Source organism: Enterococcus sp. DIV2453a (assembly GCF_050533535.1).
Lineage (GTDB): Bacteria > Bacillota > Bacilli > Lactobacillales > Enterococcaceae > Enterococcus > Enterococcus faecalis.
In genome coordinates this window covers 1,223,611-1,240,550 of sequence record NZ_CP172899.1, presented here as the reverse complement: position 1 = coordinate 1,240,550, position 16,940 = coordinate 1,223,611, and the positions used below count along the sequence as shown (strand labels likewise).

The 16,940-nt window shown below is 37.0% G+C and carries 15 protein-coding genes; 4 read left to right on the top strand and 11 right to left on the bottom strand.

Going from position 1 to position 16,940, the window contains the following annotated elements; all coding sequences use genetic code 11:
• Window positions 1–11: 11 nt before the first annotated feature.
• The 6 genes from IGK03_RS06170 to IGK03_RS06145 form a co-directional block, all read right to left on the bottom strand.
• A complete protein-coding gene (locus IGK03_RS06170) occupies window positions 12–1,130 on the bottom strand; it encodes a Nif3-like dinuclear metal center hexameric protein (protein ID WP_002413840.1) in 1,119 nt (372 codons plus the stop codon).
• Window positions 1,114–1,830 carry a tRNA (adenine(22)-N(1))-methyltransferase gene (locus IGK03_RS06165; protein WP_430602570.1) on the bottom strand — a complete coding sequence of 239 codons (717 nt, stop codon included), beginning with the start codon at window positions 1,828–1,830 and terminating at the stop codon, window positions 1,114–1,116. The genes IGK03_RS06170 and IGK03_RS06165 overlap by 17 nt, the downstream gene beginning before the upstream one ends.
• A 202-nt stretch (window positions 1,831–2,032) precedes the next feature.
• A complete protein-coding gene (gene alaS, locus IGK03_RS06160; RefSeq protein ID WP_071646689.1) occupies window positions 2,033–4,675 on the bottom strand; it encodes an alanine--tRNA ligase in 2,643 nt (880 codons plus the stop codon).
• A 345-nt stretch (window positions 4,676–5,020) separates the two neighbouring features.
• Window positions 5,021–5,704 carry a helix-turn-helix domain-containing protein gene (locus IGK03_RS06155; protein ID WP_002374960.1) on the bottom strand — a complete coding sequence of 228 codons (684 nt, stop codon included), beginning with the start codon at window positions 5,702–5,704 and terminating at the stop codon, window positions 5,021–5,023.
• A 548-nt stretch (window positions 5,705–6,252) separates the two neighbouring features.
• Complete coding sequence (locus tag IGK03_RS06150; protein ID WP_370627358.1) at window positions 6,253–7,611, bottom strand: DEAD/DEAH box helicase; 1,359 nt, start codon at window positions 7,609–7,611, stop codon at window positions 6,253–6,255.
• Between the two features lie 53 nt (window positions 7,612–7,664).
• On the bottom strand, window positions 7,665–8,846 hold the full coding sequence (locus IGK03_RS06145; protein ID WP_430602567.1) for a VanZ family protein: 1,182 nt from the start codon (window positions 8,844–8,846) through the stop codon (window positions 7,665–7,667).
• Window positions 8,847–8,901: 55 nt separating this feature from the next.
• Between IGK03_RS06145 and IGK03_RS06140 the strand changes: the two genes are divergently transcribed.
• Window positions 8,902–9,300, top strand: a complete 399-nt coding sequence (locus tag IGK03_RS06140; RefSeq protein ID WP_002382283.1) for a hypothetical protein — start codon at window positions 8,902–8,904, stop codon at window positions 9,298–9,300.
• Window positions 9,301–9,360: 60 nt separating this feature from the next.
• Here the strand turns inward: IGK03_RS06140 and IGK03_RS06135 are convergent, their stop codons facing one another.
• The 5 genes from IGK03_RS06135 to IGK03_RS06115 all read right to left on the bottom strand — a co-directional run bounded on the left by IGK03_RS06135 (window position 9,361) and on the right by IGK03_RS06115 (window position 14,421).
• Complete coding sequence (locus IGK03_RS06135; protein WP_002357741.1) at window positions 9,361–9,699, bottom strand: zinc ribbon domain-containing protein YjdM; 339 nt, start codon at window positions 9,697–9,699, stop codon at window positions 9,361–9,363.
• A gap of 113 nt (window positions 9,700–9,812) precedes the next feature.
• A complete protein-coding gene (locus IGK03_RS06130; RefSeq protein ID WP_002357742.1) occupies window positions 9,813–10,766 on the bottom strand; it encodes a DHH family phosphoesterase in 954 nt (317 codons plus the stop codon).
• Window positions 10,767–10,779: 13 nt separating this feature from the next.
• Complete coding sequence (locus IGK03_RS06125; protein ID WP_002357743.1) at window positions 10,780–12,099, bottom strand: DRTGG domain-containing protein; 1,320 nt, start codon at window positions 12,097–12,099, stop codon at window positions 10,780–10,782.
• A 9-nt stretch (window positions 12,100–12,108) separates the two neighbouring features.
• Window positions 12,109–12,783, bottom strand: coding sequence for a metal-dependent hydrolase (locus tag IGK03_RS06120; protein ID WP_002361745.1), 675 nt, complete (start codon window positions 12,781–12,783; stop codon window positions 12,109–12,111).
• Between the two features lie 204 nt (window positions 12,784–12,987).
• Entirely contained in the window at window positions 12,988–14,421 is a 1,434-nt protein-coding gene (locus IGK03_RS06115; RefSeq protein ID WP_002366610.1) for an MFS transporter, read from the bottom strand.
• 191 nt (window positions 14,422–14,612) lie between these two features.
• Between IGK03_RS06115 and IGK03_RS06110 the strand changes: the two genes are divergently transcribed.
• The 3 genes from IGK03_RS06110 (at window position 14,613) to IGK03_RS06100 (ending at window position 16,918) form a co-directional block, all read left to right on the top strand.
• Window positions 14,613–14,963, top strand: a complete 351-nt coding sequence (locus tag IGK03_RS06110) for a helix-turn-helix domain-containing protein (protein ID WP_002357747.1) — start codon at window positions 14,613–14,615, stop codon at window positions 14,961–14,963.
• A 335-nt stretch (window positions 14,964–15,298) separates the two neighbouring features.
• Entirely contained in the window at window positions 15,299–16,420 is a 1,122-nt protein-coding gene (locus tag IGK03_RS06105) for a hypothetical protein (RefSeq protein ID WP_002360437.1), read from the top strand.
• Window positions 16,421–16,717: 297 nt separating this feature from the next.
• A complete protein-coding gene (locus IGK03_RS06100) occupies window positions 16,718–16,918 on the top strand; it encodes a cold-shock protein (protein ID WP_002357750.1) in 201 nt (66 codons plus the stop codon).
• Window positions 16,919–16,940: the final 22 nt, after the last annotated feature.

Below are 16,940 nucleotides of genomic sequence, written 5' to 3'. Positions count from 1 at the left end.
TCTTCATTTTTTTATTTAAAACGAAATGGGTTGGTATTCGCTTCTGATTCAAAAATGGATACAGCCCACTCATTTTCTTGTTTCCATTGATTCATTAATTCCACAAGTTTTGGCTTACAAAGCGCTTCAATGTAATGACCAGGATCGATAACTGGTAAATCTTCAGCAATCATGTCATGTGCCGTATGATAATACACATCACCAGTAATATAGACATCGGCTTGTTTACGTAATGCATCATGATAGAATTTTTCACCACTTCCACCACAAATGGCTACCCGTTGAATCATTTTAGTATCATCTTTTGCAATGACCCGCAAGCCATCCAATTGGAAAGCTTCCTTAACTTGCTGTACAAAATCAGAGAATCTCACAGGCTTGTCTAATACTCCAACCCGACCTAAACCAAATTCTTTTGATTGATTTTCAATGGTATAAACATCATACGCCGGTTCTTCATAAGGATGCGCCTGTAACATAGCTGCAAGAACTTGTTCTTGTTTAGTTTCAGGGAAAATCACTTCGATTTTTGCTTCTTGGACGACACTTTCTTGACCAATTTCGCCAATCGTTGGATTTGCTCCTTGTGTTGGTGTAAAACGTCCTGTTCCAATTAAAGAGTAACTTGTTTTAGAATAATCACCTTGAGCTCCAGCACCAGCTAGACCTAAAGCTTCTCTCATTTGCGGAGCTTCATCAATTGGCACAAAAACGGCTAATTTTTTATAAGGAACAGTATGTGTTTTAGTTAAAAAGGTGGTCTGTTTAATTCCCAATAATTCACAAAACCAATCATTTAGCCCATTGTCAATAATATCCATGTTAGTATGCGCTGCATAAACAGCAATATCGTGTTTTAATAAATCAGCGTACATTTTTTCTTGAAAATTATCTGTGGTTAATCGCTTAACTGGGCGGAAAATAGGTGGGTGTTTCGCAATAATTAAATCAACCTGCTTCTCAATTGCTTCTGCAACGACCTCAGGACGAACATCTAAGGTAACCATCACATTTTCAATTGGTTTATCTAACGTACCAATGTGCAAGCCCACAGGATCTCCCGTTTCAGCTAGCCACTCGGGACAATAGTCATTGAAGCGTCGAATCAATGTCTTACCGTTCACAGCCATTGGCCAGCACCTCCTCAATTAATTGTTGGTCTTGCTGTAGTTTCACTTGTTTTTCAATATGTTCTCCACTTGCTTTTGCTAGTTGTGCAAGAACAGTTTTGCGCTGTTTTAATTCTCGTTGCCATTTTTTGGTAAAAACGGGTCCTTGTTTTTTAATTAAAACTGGCCCAAATAGTAATTCTTGGTCCGTATAAGAAACGGATTGCTCTGTTTTTTCGGCTACGATAATTTCATACAATTTACGGTTTTCTTCCACGATTGTTTCATCAATAATACTGTAGTCGTTTACCATTAACCAGCGTCGTAAAGTTGGTTCACCAATATTCGGTTGTAAAACAAGGCGTTCCTTCCCTGTTAAACGATTTTTTTTGCGTCCAGCTTCTAAAATATCTCGGATTAATGTGCCGCCCATTCCACAAATACTAATGACGTCTATTTGATCTTCAGGTTCAATTGCATCTAGCCCGTTCGCTAAACGTACGATAATTTTATCCGTCAAATTGGATTTACTGACTTGGGTTTTGGCAGATTGATAGGGGCCTTCCACCACTTCCCCAGCCACAGCAAAAGACAGTTTATTTTCTAACATTAAAGCAACTGGTAAATAAGCATGGTCTGAACCAATGTCTGCTAAGCGACTTCCTCTAGGGATTAAATCACCAACCGTTGCGAGACGTTTTGATAATTGATTTTCATTCATATTTTTGATTCCTCCGTTGCTTATTATACCATTGTCAATTGAAGATGAAAACTTACACATTCGTGCAATCTACTGTTTTCTCTCCGTAATCACTTATAAAAAAGAACCCCCTTCAAAATCAATTTCATAACTTTGAAGAGGGCTGTCATTATTGCTATAAAGAGCATTCTCCTTATATTAATAATAGGGAAAACATTTTTAATTAGGCATTTGCCAACCAGTTTTCAACTTCTGCTAAGGCATCCGCAATCCCTGCTGGATTTTTCCCACCAGCTTGAGCCATATCAGGACGACCACCGCCGCCACCGCCAACTTTTGGCGCAATTGCTTTGATTAAGTCACCGGCTTTTAAGCCTTTTCCGTTCATGTCTTTTGTCATAGCCGCTAACAAGCTTACTTTTTCATCTTGTGCAGTTGCCAGAACTAGTACATCAGACAATTCTTTTTGTTTCCATTGGTCAGCCAATTGGCGTAATTGATTCATGTCTTTAACATTGACTTGAGCGGCAATATAACGAACACCATTGATGTCTTTGACATCTTTAAAAATGTCACCAGCTTGTTGGTTCGCTAATTTGCCTGCCAATTGTTCGTTTTCTTTTTGTAGATCACGTAATTGTTGTTGCAATTGCTCTGTTTTCGTAACCACTTCTTTTAATTGAGGTGATTTAACTAGTGTAGCAATCTCTTTCAATTGACGTTCTTCTTCTTGTAAAAGTTGATACGCTTCTTTACTCGTCACTGCCTCAATACGGCGTACTCCTGCACCAATCCCAGATTCAGAAACAATTTTGAAAATCCCGATATCTTCTGTATTAGCAACATGTGTTCCACCACATAATTCGATAGAGTAATCCCCAATATTAACTACACGGACTTCTTTGCCATATTTTTCGCCAAATAACGCCATTGCGCCCATGTTTTTCGCTGTATCAATATCTGTTTCAATTGTGACAACAGGAATAGCTTCCCAGATTTTTTCGTTAACGATGGCTTCCATCCGCGCTAGTTCTTCTGATGTAACTTGCCCAAAATGAGTAAAGTCAAAACGTAGATGTCCTGGTGCAACTAATGAGCCTGCTTGGTTGGCATGCTCCCCTAACACATCTTTTAAAGCACGATGCAATAAATGGGTTGCCGTATGGTTTTTCAAAATACGTGTCCGCATCCGTTCGTCCACTTGCAATTGATAAATTTGACCTTCTGCTAATGGCGCCAAAACTTCTACTTTGTGTAAAAATTGACCGTTTGGTGCTTTTTTCACATCCACCACGTTGGCAACGACTTCCCCTGCGGTATTTTTTACATAGCCGCGGTCAGCAATTTGTCCACCCATTTCAGCATAAAATGGTGTTTCAGCAAAAATTAATTCGGCTGTTCCTACAGATGCTTCATTTACTAGTGCGTCACCTTGAATAATAACAAATAATTCACTATCATGTGTTAATTCTGTATAGCCAACAAATTTACTTTCTACTTTAATATCTGTTAATAAAGCAGATTGAACACCCATTGAAGTTTCTTTACTGCGGGCAGAACGAGCACGTTCACGCTGTGCTTCCATTTCTGTTTCAAACCCAGCATGGTCGACTTTCAAGCCTTCATCTTCTGCAACTTCTTCCGTTAATTCTACGGGGAAGCCAAAAGTATCATAAAGTTTGAAGATAATTTTTCCATCTAATGTATCGCCTTTTGCATCTTTAACTTCTTTAATAACCTCATTTAACATGCTTAAACCTTCATTGATGGTTTCATGGAAACGTTCTTCCTCTGTCCGAACCACTTTTTCGATGAAGTCTTTTTGTTGTAATACTTCTGGATAGTAGCTTACCATGATTTCGCCAACAACAGGCACTAATTTGTATAAAAAGGCTTCATTAATGCCTAATTTTTTCCCGTGCATTACCGCACGACGTAATAAACGACGTAACACATAGCCACGACCTTCATTTGAAGGAAGCGCACCATCACCAATTGCAAAGGATAAAGCACGAATATGGTCAGCAATCACTTTAAAGGAAACATCCGTTTGTGGTGCATCTCCATATTTCACGTTAGTTCCTAAAGCTTCTACCGCATGAATAATTGGCATAAATAAATCAGTTTCAAAATTTGTTGGTGCATCTTGAATGATAGATACAACACGTTCCAAGCCCATGCCCGTATCAATGTTTTTATGTGGTAATGGTTCATACGTATCTTCTGGTGTATGGTTAAATTCAGAGAACACTAAGTTCCAAATTTCTAAATAGCGTTCATTTTCGCCACCAGGATAATTTTCTGGATCATCTTCTGGAATATCTAAAAATTCTTCGCCGCGATCATAAAAGATTTCCGTATCCGGACCACTTGGACCAGCACCGATATCCCAGAAGTTATCTTCTACATCAATAATATGATCTTCAGATAAACCAACTTCATCACGCCAAATGCGTTTTGCTTCTGTATCTTTCGGATAAACAGTCACATATAATTTTTCTGGGTCAAAAGCAAGCCATTCAGCACCAGTTAAAAATTCCCAGGCCCAGTGAATCGCTTCATTTTTAAAATAATCTCCAATTGAGAAGTTCCCTAACATTTCAAACATTGTATGATGACGAGCCGTTTTCCCAACATTCTCAATATCATTTGTACGAATAGATTTTTGAGCATTCGTAATTCTTGGATTTTCTGGCACAACAGAGCCATCAAAATATTTTTTCAAGGTCGCAACACCAGAGTTAATCCATAATAATGTTGGATCGTTTACTGGTACTAAAGAAGCGCTTGGTTCTACTGAATGTCCTTTAGACTTAAAGAAGTCTAAATACATTTGGCGAACTTGACTACTTGTTAATTCTTTCATTGATTTTCCTACTTTCTATTAATAATTAACTATTTATATTTTGTACCCTCTTAAGTGGCAGATTGTGAACACAAAAAACACCATTGCAGTCAAGGACGATTGCTCGCGGTACCACCTTGATTGCAATGATGTTGGATCATTACCTCTTAAGCTCTATAACGCAGAGTCGCGTTGATATTTCTATCAAGTCCATCTAAAGGGAGCAAGTAAATTTATCTGATGCCCTTCTCTCAGCAATGAACGGCTTTCTGTGATCAAAATAAGATTCCTCATATCCTTTAGCTTATAGTCAAAAGTATAAGAAAGATCTGCTAAAAAGTCAATTGTTTTCGTAGGAATCTTTCCTTACTGAGCTGTTTCAAATAACGTTTGCTCTAAATAAGGCAAAATTTGTTCATTTATTTGATACCCTTTTCCCCAAGAGGTTGTAATAATCTCTTCGTTCATACCTGCATCACTAAATTTTTGTTTCACTCGTTTACATACGAAAGACAGCTGCGATTTTGTAGAAGCATCTGGTTCTTTCTGCCAAAGCAAGCGACAAATTTGATCACGATCCAACCCTTCGTGGGCATGCTGATACAAGATTTTTAAAAAGCGTTGCTCGTTTTTTGTAAAGCGAATCTTTTTTACTTGGTCATCAAGTAGCTCGGCTGTGACTTCGGCAAAACTTTGATCGACAGTGTCAATTTTTTCACGAATATCTTCCAATGAATCTTTGAGGCCTAACCACCGGATAATACCTCTTTCCTGCCAAATCTCCGCTTCACGTTTATTACACATCGATTGTGAACGTCGATAAATCGGCTTCTCTAACGATGAAAGACTTCCTAATAATCTCAAGCAATCGTTCTGAGAAAGTGTTTCGCTTAATACAATTGCATCAAAATAATTAAAAAAAGTTAACTCATGTTCTATAGTTTCTTCAAAGCAGTTCGTACAAAAGACTTCATAATTTAAATGTTGTAATTGCTGCTGAAATGTTTGCTCAACTAAAATGTTCTTTGTTAATACCAAAATCCTTCTCATTTCTTCTTTCCTCCTAAAAATTCTCTCTGCTACCAATAACTAAACGCACCAACCAAACTACGTTACCAAATTGCGTGTTTCCTCCAGCGATTGATTAATAAACACCTTTTTATCTTCATCTCTCTTAGCTCCTTTATTCTTTATTTTGGTGGTTATTTATATTATATTAGAAAATGAATTTTTTTGTGTGTAAAATTTTTTTATCCTCCGTAAAAAAAAATGAATTTCCTTTAATATCAGCTAATAAAGCCGATTTTTTAACAAAAAAAGAGCCGAAACTTCCTACTTTTTGCTAAAACACGCCAAAAATTCTGTAATTTTATTATTTTTTTCTTGAGAAAACATCAAAATGTTGATCTTTAACACTAACATTTTGATGTTTTCGACAAAAATCTTTACAATTAATTGGTAAATTTCTCTACTTTTAGCAATAGTCACTTTAAAAAAAGAGTTATTTTAAAAGTGACTTAAATATTTATCATATAAAAAAGTAAGGGACGAGAATCTTTACGATTCTCGTCCCTTACTTTCTATAATCCACAACGTTTTTAGTTAGAAGAATTCTTTTTTGCTTTTCTAGCAGAACGATCTTTTTGACGACGTTCAATTTTACGTTTTTTCTTATTGCTGTCTTCAATTGCCCAATTAATTTTTTTCTTGTATCCTGGTTTAATTTTTTTCTTTTTCTTTTTCACTAAACCAATTAACGTTGGGTCTAATTCTTCTCGAGATTTTTCTCGTTTTGTTCGACGGTTGCGATCATACGTCTCTACAATCTCACCATTTTTAATTTCTTTTGGTTTGAAAGAAACACCTAACTGCTCAATCTGAGTAATCGCTTCATCATCTGCTGGTGAATATAATGTTATGGCAGTCCCATTCAATCCATTACGTCCTGTGCGGCCAACCCGATGGATAAAGAAGTCCAATTCATGTGGAACTTCTGCATTGATGACATGTGAAACCCCTTCAATATCAATCCCACGTGCGGCTAAATCAGTAGCTACCACATATTGGTAGTCAAGATTTTGAACTTGACGCATCACACGTTTTCTTTCGCGTGGTGTAATGTCTCCATGAATTTTGGCAACTTTTAGGCCCTGATCTTTTAAGTAATCGGTGATTTCATCAACTCTTTGTTTAGTATTTGCAAAAACAATCGCTAAATAAGGATGCCCGATAGTCAATAATTGATAAATTATTTGATTGCTGTTTTTTCCTTTGGTGGAAATCAACCAATTGTCAATTGTTTCTGAAATAACTGCTTTTGGTTTGATATGTTCAATCACTGGATTTTCTAAATATTTTTTTAAAAATGGTCGTAATTTTTCTGGAATGGTTGCAGAAAAAACGAGCATTTGTAATTTTTCTGGCAAACGACCAGCAATTTGATCGACTTCTTCTAAAAAGCCCATATCTAATGTCATGTCTGCTTCATCGACAACAAAGGCAAAAGCCGTATGCACTTTCAAGGCTTGTTCATTCATCATATCTAAAATCCGCCCTGGTGTACCAATCACCACATGAGGTTGTTGATGCTTTAATTTATTTAATTGACGTTGTTTATCTGTTCCGCCAACAAAATTTGACACGCGAATTTCTGGTTGACTGAAACGAGCCAGTTGCTGCGCTTCTTGATAAATTTGATTGGCTAATTCACGACTAGGCGCAGTAATCACAATTTGTACTTCGTCGATAGTTGGCTTAACTTTATCCATTAATGGAAGTAAAAAAGTATGCGTCTTTCCACTTCCTGTTTGCGATTGTCCAATGACACTTTTCCCTTTCTTAATGATTGGGATTAATTTTTCTTGGACTTCTGTTGGTTCTTCAAACCCTTTTTCTGCGAGTGCTTCGTTGATAAAAGGTTGAAATTGAAATTGTTTAAATGAAGGCACTTGCCTCACCTCTTCTCGTTAAATTCTTTATGCACTTTGGCATTATAACACAAAAACAACTTTTACTCACCTGCTGATTCCTTTGTTTTCGCAACTTCTAATGTACTGACTGTATAAGTATGGCTGGCTTTTTCATAAAACAAACGCCGTTTTTTACGAATCAAGGTTAACAAAACGTTGATCAAAAACAGTAAATATAAAATTAAACAGAACAAATACAGAAGCAGTGACACCATTTGCAACATCCGATTAGAAGAATTCAATAAATCAGTGGCATTGGCTAGATAAATACTAATTAAACCATACACAAAATACAAATAACCGTAGCGAACAAACAAGACTTTTAAACGAATTTTTTCATGTCCTGTTTCAACCACCCGAATGCGAACAACTTTTTTCCCTAACGTTTGACCGTTTGTCAGTTTCATCATGACGATAAAGACCGCAAAAACCATGATAAAGAACCACATCCGATCTGAAAAAATCGGATAATTGGTTGCCCAATTTTTATAAGCTGGAATGAAATTTAGTCCAAAAACGAGCAGGCCTTGCACAAAGCCAATCACCAACCAATCAATCCCCCATGCAAAGAAACGTCTTAACAGGCTAACTGTCTGCCCTTTTTCATAAGAGGTGGCATCAATTTCTTCTCTTGTTGGCAATAAAAAGGTAAAGAGTGGCGTCAACCAATAACCAACTATGCCTCCGACGGTATTATTAATTAAATCATTGACATCCGCCAAGCGATACGAACGTGGATAAATAAAATAAAGGCCAGATAACTGTGTTAATTCAAAAAATAATGACAATAAAAAACTCGCAAGAACTGTTTTTAAAAATGAACATTTGAAATAATACCGTAAATACACACCAAAAGGTAAAACTAATAAAACATTAAACAGTGGTTCTAAAACGGCATGCTGTTTTAATGCTGGCAAATACGTACTAGGATCTTTGAGCGAAAAAACAGTTTCGTTTAAAATCCCTGAAATAAAATGAAAAGGCCGCAGTTCCATTGTTGGTCCTGTGTATTGAGCCACTTCTGCCCGAGATGGCAACGGTAAAATCACCAAGAAATAGGCACATAATAAATAAAAAACAAATGAATACAAAATCATTGCTCGTGTCCAAACAAAGGAACCATATTTGCGGTATTCATAGATTAATAATGCCCCAGAAATAAAAAATGCTAGAAACGGGAAAATAATGATTGCCCATTTAATTGGTTCGCTATATACTGCCATAAAAATTCCTCCAAGATAAACAATTTCAAGTATGAATGCCTCAATAACACTATACTTGTTTCTAAAAAAATGTACCAACAATAAATTTTATTTTGCAAATCCTCTCCTTTGCAGTATCATTAAGAAAAAGGAGGACGTTCTCATGTTACAGCCATATTTTGCGTTTGGAGTGCCGCTATTTTTACTTGTGCTCTACTTACTCTTTGCACTGATTCACCGTCAAACAACGATTCATTATTTACGGTTTATTTTGTTACTTATTTCAACATTTCTCATGGTTTTTAGTTTCCAAGTATTGCAAGAATCATGGACCATCAACCCTGAAACGTTAAAAGATGCCGCTTATTCTCCGCAATGGTTATGGATTCCTTTAGGTATCGGGTTAATCCTCACACTTTACAACGCTTGGCACGGCCTTCGTACAATGATAAAATACAAGACCGATAAACATTAGTAAGAGTCTAGGACGATGGTTGTGTCCTAGACTCTTACTGTCTCATCATTCAAATGAAATTTAATTTTTCTTAACAAACTCTGATTTTAACTTCATTGGACCAAAGCCATCTACCTTACAATCGATGTTATGATCACCTTCCACTAAACGAATGTTTTTCACTTTTGTGCCTTGTTTAATTGCGCCACTGGCACCTTTAACTTTCAAATCTTTGATTACAGTAACACTGTCACCATCCGCTAAAAGATTGCCATTTGAGTCCTTGACTACTAAGCCTTCTTCTGCAACTTCTTCTGTTGGTGACCATTCATGACCGCATTCTGGACAAATAAATAATCCGCGATCTTCATAGGCATATGCCGACCCACATTCAGGGCAGTTTGGTAATTGCTCTGTCATTAACGTTCTCCTTTGTAAAAAATAATTCTTTTTCATTTTACCTTATTTTCTAGTGAATGAAAAGTAGTCCTAATGATTTATCAACGTCCGATAACTACTTTCTAATTACTTATTTATTTTTGAGCCCACTCTTGGCAAGCTGCTTGGATTTCTTGGTAAATCACTTCAATTTCAGCCGCATCACGTGCATTAGCGCCACTTGCCAAAGGATGGCCGCCGCCATGATGTTTTTTAGCAATTGTATTAATGATTGGCCCTTTGGAACGTAACCGAACGCGATAATAACCTTCCGGCTGTTCAACAAAGATTGCCCATGAGAGAACATCTTCAATTTTTCCTGGCATTGAAACAATGGCTGCCGTTTCAGAATCGACAATATCATAACTGTTTAAAATACTTTGTGGTAAAACGACACGAGCAGCGCCATTTGCGTCGATTTCTAAATTTTGATAAATATAACCCGCTAATTTAGCAACCTTTAAAGGCATTTGGTCTAACTCACGATTTAAGTCTGCGGCATTAAAGTTAAACGTACGCAATTGCGCAGCGACAGCGAGTGTATGCGCCGAAGTGGAAGGATAAAGAAAACGTCCTGTATCCCCCACAATCCCAGCATACAATAAACGAGCTGCATTATCTGTCATCGTTAATTCTGCTAAATGCTGTTGCCAAAAATCAACAATAATTTCACTACAACTACTTGCATTTGTATTCACCCAAACTAAATCTCCATAGGGTTCATCATTCGGATGATGATCGATTTTAATTAATTGATCGCCTAAAGAAAAACGCGCATCACTAATTCGTGGAGCATTTGCAGTATCTGTTACAATGACTAATGCACCTCGATAGACATCGTCAGTAATAACGTCCATTTCAGCTAAAAACTCTAAGCCTTCCACTGGTCCGCCTACTTGATAAATATTTTTTTCAGGAAAGCTCGCTCTTAAGAGTTCTGCTAACCCAACCTGTGAGCCAATTGCATCTGGATCGGGCCTTTGATGTCTATGAATAATAATTGTTTCATATTGTTTAATTGCTGCCATAATTTCTTTTACTACGTCCATTCTTTGTAGCCTCCTACGTTCTCTCCATCACTTGGCAAACAACAATTGCTTTTGCCACAATGACATTTTCTAAATAAACTTCAATATCTAATTTTGCAGAGCGACGACCAATTTCTAAAATCCGTGGACGAATGTCCAATTCACTTTCCAACTGGATTAGCCGCAAATAATGTAGATTCACTTGTTCAATTAGTACATTTCTTTTTTGATTCATCAACATTGTTCGTTGTGTCACGTTAGAAATAATTTCACTTAGGACACCGAACGAGATGGTACCAACACTGTTAACCATTTGGGGCGCAACCGAAAAACGAAAACGGGTTGTTTCTTTGCCATTTTCTTCAACAGGCATCACTTCCCCGGAAATTTGATCTGAAATTGTATCTGCAATTTGTGGTTGTCGTTGCACCAATTGCATAGCTTTCATCACATCTTGGCGAGAAACAATCCCAACAAGCGCTAAATCATCTTCCACCACCGGCATGACTTCTAGACCATCCCAAATCATTTGATGACTGACACTCGCTACACTCATCATCTTTTTCACAACATTGGGATCCTTTGTCATGACTTTATCCACGGTTAAATGTTCACTTTTACCAATGACATCTTTGGCTGTGACAATCCCCACTAAACGTAATTTCTTATTTACTACTGGGAAACGAGAATGATGGGTACTTTCAGATAATGCCTGATAATCTGCAATCGTCTGAGTTGTCAATAAATAATTGGTTTTTTCAAGCGCTGTATAAATATCACTGACGAGTAAAATGTCTTTTTTAATCAGCTGATCACTTAAAGCACGGTTAATCATAGTAGCCACAGTAAATGTATCATATGTGGTTCTCAAGACAGGCATACCCAGACGATCTGCTAACTGCGCAATCTCTTCAGATGTTTCAAATCCACCTGTAATTAAAACGGCTGCCCCATTTTCTAAAGCAAGCTTTTGCACACCTTGGCGGTTACCAACAATCATTAAGGATCCGGGAGTAATATATCGCGTCATCGCGGTTTCTGTCATCGCACCAATTACAAATTTATTAAGGACTTTGTCTAGACCAGAGCTACCGCCTAACACATCCCCTTCAATAATCCGGACCACTTCACCAAATGTTAATTTTTCAATATGTTTTTTTAACTTCCGCTCAATTCGTATCGTACCAACACGTTGAATGGTGGAAACAAGCCCAATATTTTCTGCATCTTTGATGGCCCGATACGCTGTTCCTTCACTAACACTTAAACTTTTGGCAATGCTTCGAACAGAGATTCGATCGCCAATTGGTAATTCTTCAATATGTTTTAAAATTTGATCATGTTTCGTCGCCATAATTTCCTCCTAAACTAGGATCGTCTCTCCTGGGTTTAATACTTTCCCGCCAACTACTTGCTCTACGAATATTGCTGGATTTTGTTGGATAACAGGAAAGGTATTGTAATGAATTGGAATGGTTATTTCGGGATTTAAGTAAGAGACTGCTTCTAGCGCATCCTCTGGTCCCATCGTGTAATTATCGCCAATTGGTAAGAACGCTACATCAATGGATTTGTCTTTTGCAAAAAGGCGCATATCTGAAAACAACGCCGTATCACCAGCGTGATAAATTTTTTTATCTTCTGCTTCTAAAATAATCCCACTTGCTTCGCCCATGTAGGTCATTACGCCGTCTATTTCATAACCGGAACTATGCAAAGCTGGCACAAATTTAACCGAACCAAAAGGAAAGACATAACGCCCACCTAGATTCATTCCATGCGCTTTTACCCCTTGCGACTGTGCATACGTAGCCACTTCAGCTATCGCAATAATTGTTGCCTTGTTGGCTTGAGCAATTGCTAGCATATCGCCAATATGATCGCTGTGTCCGTGAGTGATTAAGATGTAATCAGGGTGTAAATCTTCAAGTGAAACGTCCGCTAAAGGGTTGCCATTAATAAAAGGATCAAATAAAAGGTTCGTGCCGTCGTTTAGACGAATTTCAATACATGAATGTCCATGTCCTATCAGTTCCATTTGTATTCCTCCTACGGTATTTTCTACACACTCTTATGATAATTAATCGTCAAATTCATTCTTAAAAGTAGTACAGTTTAGTACAGTTTACTTTCTTTATTGTAACAGAGAATTAGAAATATACAATCGCATTTGCTTATTTTCTTAGCTAGTAAAGAAACAGACGAGAAAAATCATGAATCTTTCTCGTCTGCTTCTTTTTACTTATTTGGTTGTTTTCCGAAAACGTAAAATCGTTAATATAAAGGCCGCCACACATAATAGAAAGGCGACAAAAAAGGTTTCACGCATTCCCACAATAAATATATCTGGGCGATTAGCCAGATACGTGGTTACTCGTTCACCATAGGCTTCGCTCATACCACGATATAAAATGGTCGTTGACAATGCAATCCCAATGACCATCCCTAAGTTTCTAGCAAAAGAATTCATACTTCCTGCTACACCTAAATCTTGCTTTTCAACACTGCTCATAACCATTGTATTGTTTGGAGACTGGAAAAGTGCATTTCCCAAGCCCATAATGGCCGTTGCAATCACATAATACCAGATGGGCGAGTTCATATCTAAAAACATATACATTAACGACGTACAGCACAAGAGCAACAATCCGCCAAACGTTAAAATAGCTGGGCCAATTTTATCCGTCAAATAGCCACTCAGAGGAGCCCCAACCACCATTAATAACGGAAATACCATCATTAATAGACCAGCATAACTAGCACTTAGTTTGCGTGCATCCTGCAAATAAAATGGAATGACAACATTTACAAAAAAGTTTGAGGCAAAAATTAAAACGGCGGACAATAAACTTAATGTAAAAATTTTGTTTTTAAAAATTGCGAACTTAATAAGTGGGCTTTTTCTTTTTCGTTCAACCATTATAAATAATCCTAATGCGATTACTGCAATAATGAACAATAAATAGGATTGTAACGAGCCAAACCCGCTCTCTTGTCCGAGGAAAATCCCACCGAAGAACGTCATAATCGCAATGGCAATACAAGCAAATCCTGAAAAATCGATTTTTTCTTTTGTTTTTGTAATATCTTTTGGTAGAAACTTTTCGCCAATTAAAATTGTAACTAGCCCCACAGGAACATTAATCCAAAAAATATACGACCAAGAAAAGTTTGATAAGATCAATCCACCAATCCCAGGACCAGCAATCGCGCCTAAAGAGACAAAGGCACCTACTGCACCAAGCGCCCGCCCTCTTTCATTTAAAGGGAATACTTCCGTAATAATTCCTGAATTGGTCGCCATGGTCATGCTAGCACCAATACTTTGAACGACTCGCGCAAATAATAGAAAGCTCAGCGATTGATTAAAGCCACAAAGTAACGAACCAATCGTAAAAATAACCGTGCCAATTCGATAAACTTTTATTTTTCCAAAACTGTCGCCAATTTTTCCAAATAATAATAAACAAGCACAGACAACCATTAAATAAATAGATACGACCCATTCCGCTTGATTCATGGGTACGGACATTTCTTTTGAAATAGTCGGTAAAGCAATATTTACAATGCTGGAATCTAATGTAGACATGAAGGTAAACATAGCCACAGAAACTAAGATCCACCAACGATTTTTTTGCACTTCAGAATCCTCTTGGTAACTTTTAATTTTCTCCATTGATTCATCCCCTCTCGCTCCAAAACAGTTTACTTACTAATAATAACTCTATTTCTTCTTTTTTTCATCGGAAATTTTCTAAAAAATCACTCATGAGATGTTCACCTTCTTATTACACGCTCGCAATTGACAACCATTCGCTTTTACGCTAATTTAAAATTAGCAAACGGAAAACACAAGGAGGACTTGAAATGACCTTAATTTCTCGCATTAAACAACTAGCTCAGTCAAAGCAATTAACCCTCGCCCAATTAGAAAGAAACGTCGGCATTTCCAATGGACAAATTCGTCGTTGGGATACCTCTTCGCCTAAAGTAGAGAATCTTTTAAAAATAGCAGACTATTTTTCTGTTTCCTTGGACTATTTAATGGGCCGCACCCAACAAACAGAGATCAATCATCAGGCACCTATGACAAGCACACAAAAAGAGTTACATATTCACATTACTACGGAAGAGTTAACAGAAGAAGAAATTACTCAGTTAGAGGAAGAAGCAAATCGTTTCTTGCGGTTCCGTAAATTTGAAATGACAAATTCTTAAAGAGCGTTCACTTCTCCTAGTCAATTAATAGCAAAAACTAGAACCTAAACAAAAAAACCACCACGACCGTCGTCTGTGGTGGAAATGAAGGTTGTTATTTACTCTTGGTAGGAGTAAGTATGAAAAAACCAATTCGGGATAATTGGCATAACGTAAGTATAGTGGTTTGTGCCTTTTTTATCATGAGTTTCAGCTATATTTTTTATAAAACTTTTATTAGAACACCATTAACAGTCCTTTATTTAGATTCTTTAAAGCGTTTTCTTTTATTGAACATATTGTTTTAAACATTCGATTTCCTGTGCTACACTTACTTTTAGAAGGGGGATTTTATTATGGCAAATCAAAAAAAAGATAGCTTATCAACATTATTTTCTGAAGAAGTTCATGGACCGTTTGTTACTTTCTTGTTTAACACCCATGTCGCTCATCAAAACGTAGAAAAAGATTCGCTTGTTTTGAAAAATTTTGCAAAAGCGGCAAAAACACGCTTTGAAAAAAAATTTCCTGAGGAAAAATGGGCTGTTTTCCAAGAAAAAATTGACGCACTTCTAGCTGATGCTTCCTTCTGGCGCAACGGCACAGCAAGTGTTTCAATCATCTTATCTCCAGAGAACACCTTTGTTCAACGATTAGATGTGCCCGTTGACGATCAATATTACGTGGACACGATTCCTTATTTACTTGGACTAGTCAAAGACAAACAATTTAACTACCATTATTACCTACTTGCTCTAAATCGCGATTCAATGAAACTTTACAAGGTCGATCATACGACTGTGACTCCTGTTGAATTGCCTAAAGATGCACCAACAGACGTGGTCACAGCATTAGGTGATGAATTAACGGGGGGTAATTTAAACTTTTCAACTCAAGGTAGTTCTAACGGTTCTAAAGAAGGTGTCGCTTATCATAGCATCAATACTAAAGATAAAGAAGTTGAAATTGATTGGGTGAACTACTATCAAGCAGTCGATACTTTCTTAAAAGATCAACTGGATAATCCTGAAAAATTACCACTTTATCTTTATGCTTTACCAGAAAACCAAACACTCTTTAAAAAGATTGCTAAAAACCCTTATTATGATTGCTCAATTTCAGTTGCTGCTTCACCTGCACAAGCAACCATTCAAGATATCCGCAGCGCTAGTGAAAAAATAGCTGCAGAGTTAACAGAAAAAGAAACAGCTTCTTATAACAAATTACTAGATCGTAAATTCTTAGATCAATTTACAGATATTTCGCCAGCGGCAGCTGACGGCAAAATTTCCCATCTTTTTATTGCAACGTCACTCTTTGTTACTGAAAACAATGAAATGTCATCTGAAGAGTACGATCGCCGCAAACTTTTAAACACCATTGCTTACCAAGTCATTCAAAACGGCGGTCAAGTTTTTGTTTTAGACCAAAAAGCTGCACCAGATGAAAAGTCTTTAACGGCTATCCTCCGTTATTAAAAACAGGCAAAAAGCCCATTGTAAGAAAGCGCCTTACAATGGGCTTTTTTTCTGAGACTTATTGAAACAGCACTATAACAGCCTTATCTTCACTTTCTAGTTTTTAAAAAACATCCGATAAAAAAGAAAATAAGGTTATCGCTATACAAAAACCAGTTAGTATGCTATAGTAATAGATGTAGTTTTTGTTCGGTAATATGGGTAGCTGTTTCAAATAAACATCTTCCACATTTTTCACCTTTCAAGTAATTGCAAAATATGAATGTGTTATAACACACATCTAGGAGGATATTTATTATGGAAACAGGTACAGTAAAATGGTTTAACTCAGACAAAGGCTTTGGCTTCATCACTGCAGAAAACGGAAACGATGTATTCGTACATTTCTCAGCTATCCAAGGTGACGGCTTCAAAACTTTAGAAGAAGGTCAAGCAGTAACTTTCGAAATCGAAGAAGGTCAACGTGGCCCTCAAGCAACTAACGTTACTAAAGCTTAATTAAACAATACTGACTCAAAAA

Bases quoted from the DNA above. Each gene is read 5' to 3' on its own strand.
- IGK03_RS06115 (WP_002366610.1), bottom strand. From the start codon at position 14,421: ATGGAGAAAATTAAAAGTTACCAAGAGGATTCTGAAGTGCAAAAAAAT.
- IGK03_RS06130 (WP_002357742.1), bottom strand. From the start codon at position 10,766: ATGGACGTAGTAAAAGAAATTATGGCAGCAATTAAACAATATGAAACA.
- IGK03_RS06135 (WP_002357741.1), bottom strand. From the start codon at position 9,699: ATGACAGAGCAATTACCAAACTGCCCTGAATGTGGGTCGGCATATGCC.
- IGK03_RS06170 (WP_002413840.1), bottom strand. From the start codon at position 1,130: ATGGCTGTGAACGGTAAGACATTGATTCGACGCTTCAATGACTATTGT.
- IGK03_RS06120 (WP_002361745.1), bottom strand. From the start codon at position 12,783: ATGGAACTGATAGGACATGGACATTCATGTATTGAAATTCGTCTAAAC.
- IGK03_RS06100 (WP_002357750.1), top strand. From the start codon at position 16,718: ATGGAAACAGGTACAGTAAAATGGTTTAACTCAGACAAAGGCTTTGGC.
- alaS (WP_071646689.1), bottom strand. From the start codon at position 4,675: ATGAAAGAATTAACAAGTAGTCAAGTTCGCCAAATGTATTTAGACTTC.
- IGK03_RS06165 (WP_430602570.1), bottom strand. From the start codon at position 1,830: ATGAATGAAAATCAATTATCAAAACGTCTCGCAACGGTTGGTGATTTA.
- IGK03_RS06125 (WP_002357743.1), bottom strand. From the start codon at position 12,099: ATGGCGACGAAACATGATCAAATTTTAAAACATATTGAAGAATTACCA.
- IGK03_RS06110 (WP_002357747.1), top strand. From the start codon at position 14,613: ATGACCTTAATTTCTCGCATTAAACAACTAGCTCAGTCAAAGCAATTA.
- IGK03_RS06105 (WP_002360437.1), top strand. From the start codon at position 15,299: ATGGCAAATCAAAAAAAAGATAGCTTATCAACATTATTTTCTGAAGAA.
- IGK03_RS06155 (WP_002374960.1), bottom strand. From the start codon at position 5,704: ATGAGAAGGATTTTGGTATTAACAAAGAACATTTTAGTTGAGCAAACA.
- IGK03_RS06145 (WP_430602567.1), bottom strand. From the start codon at position 8,846: ATGGCAGTATATAGCGAACCAATTAAATGGGCAATCATTATTTTCCCG.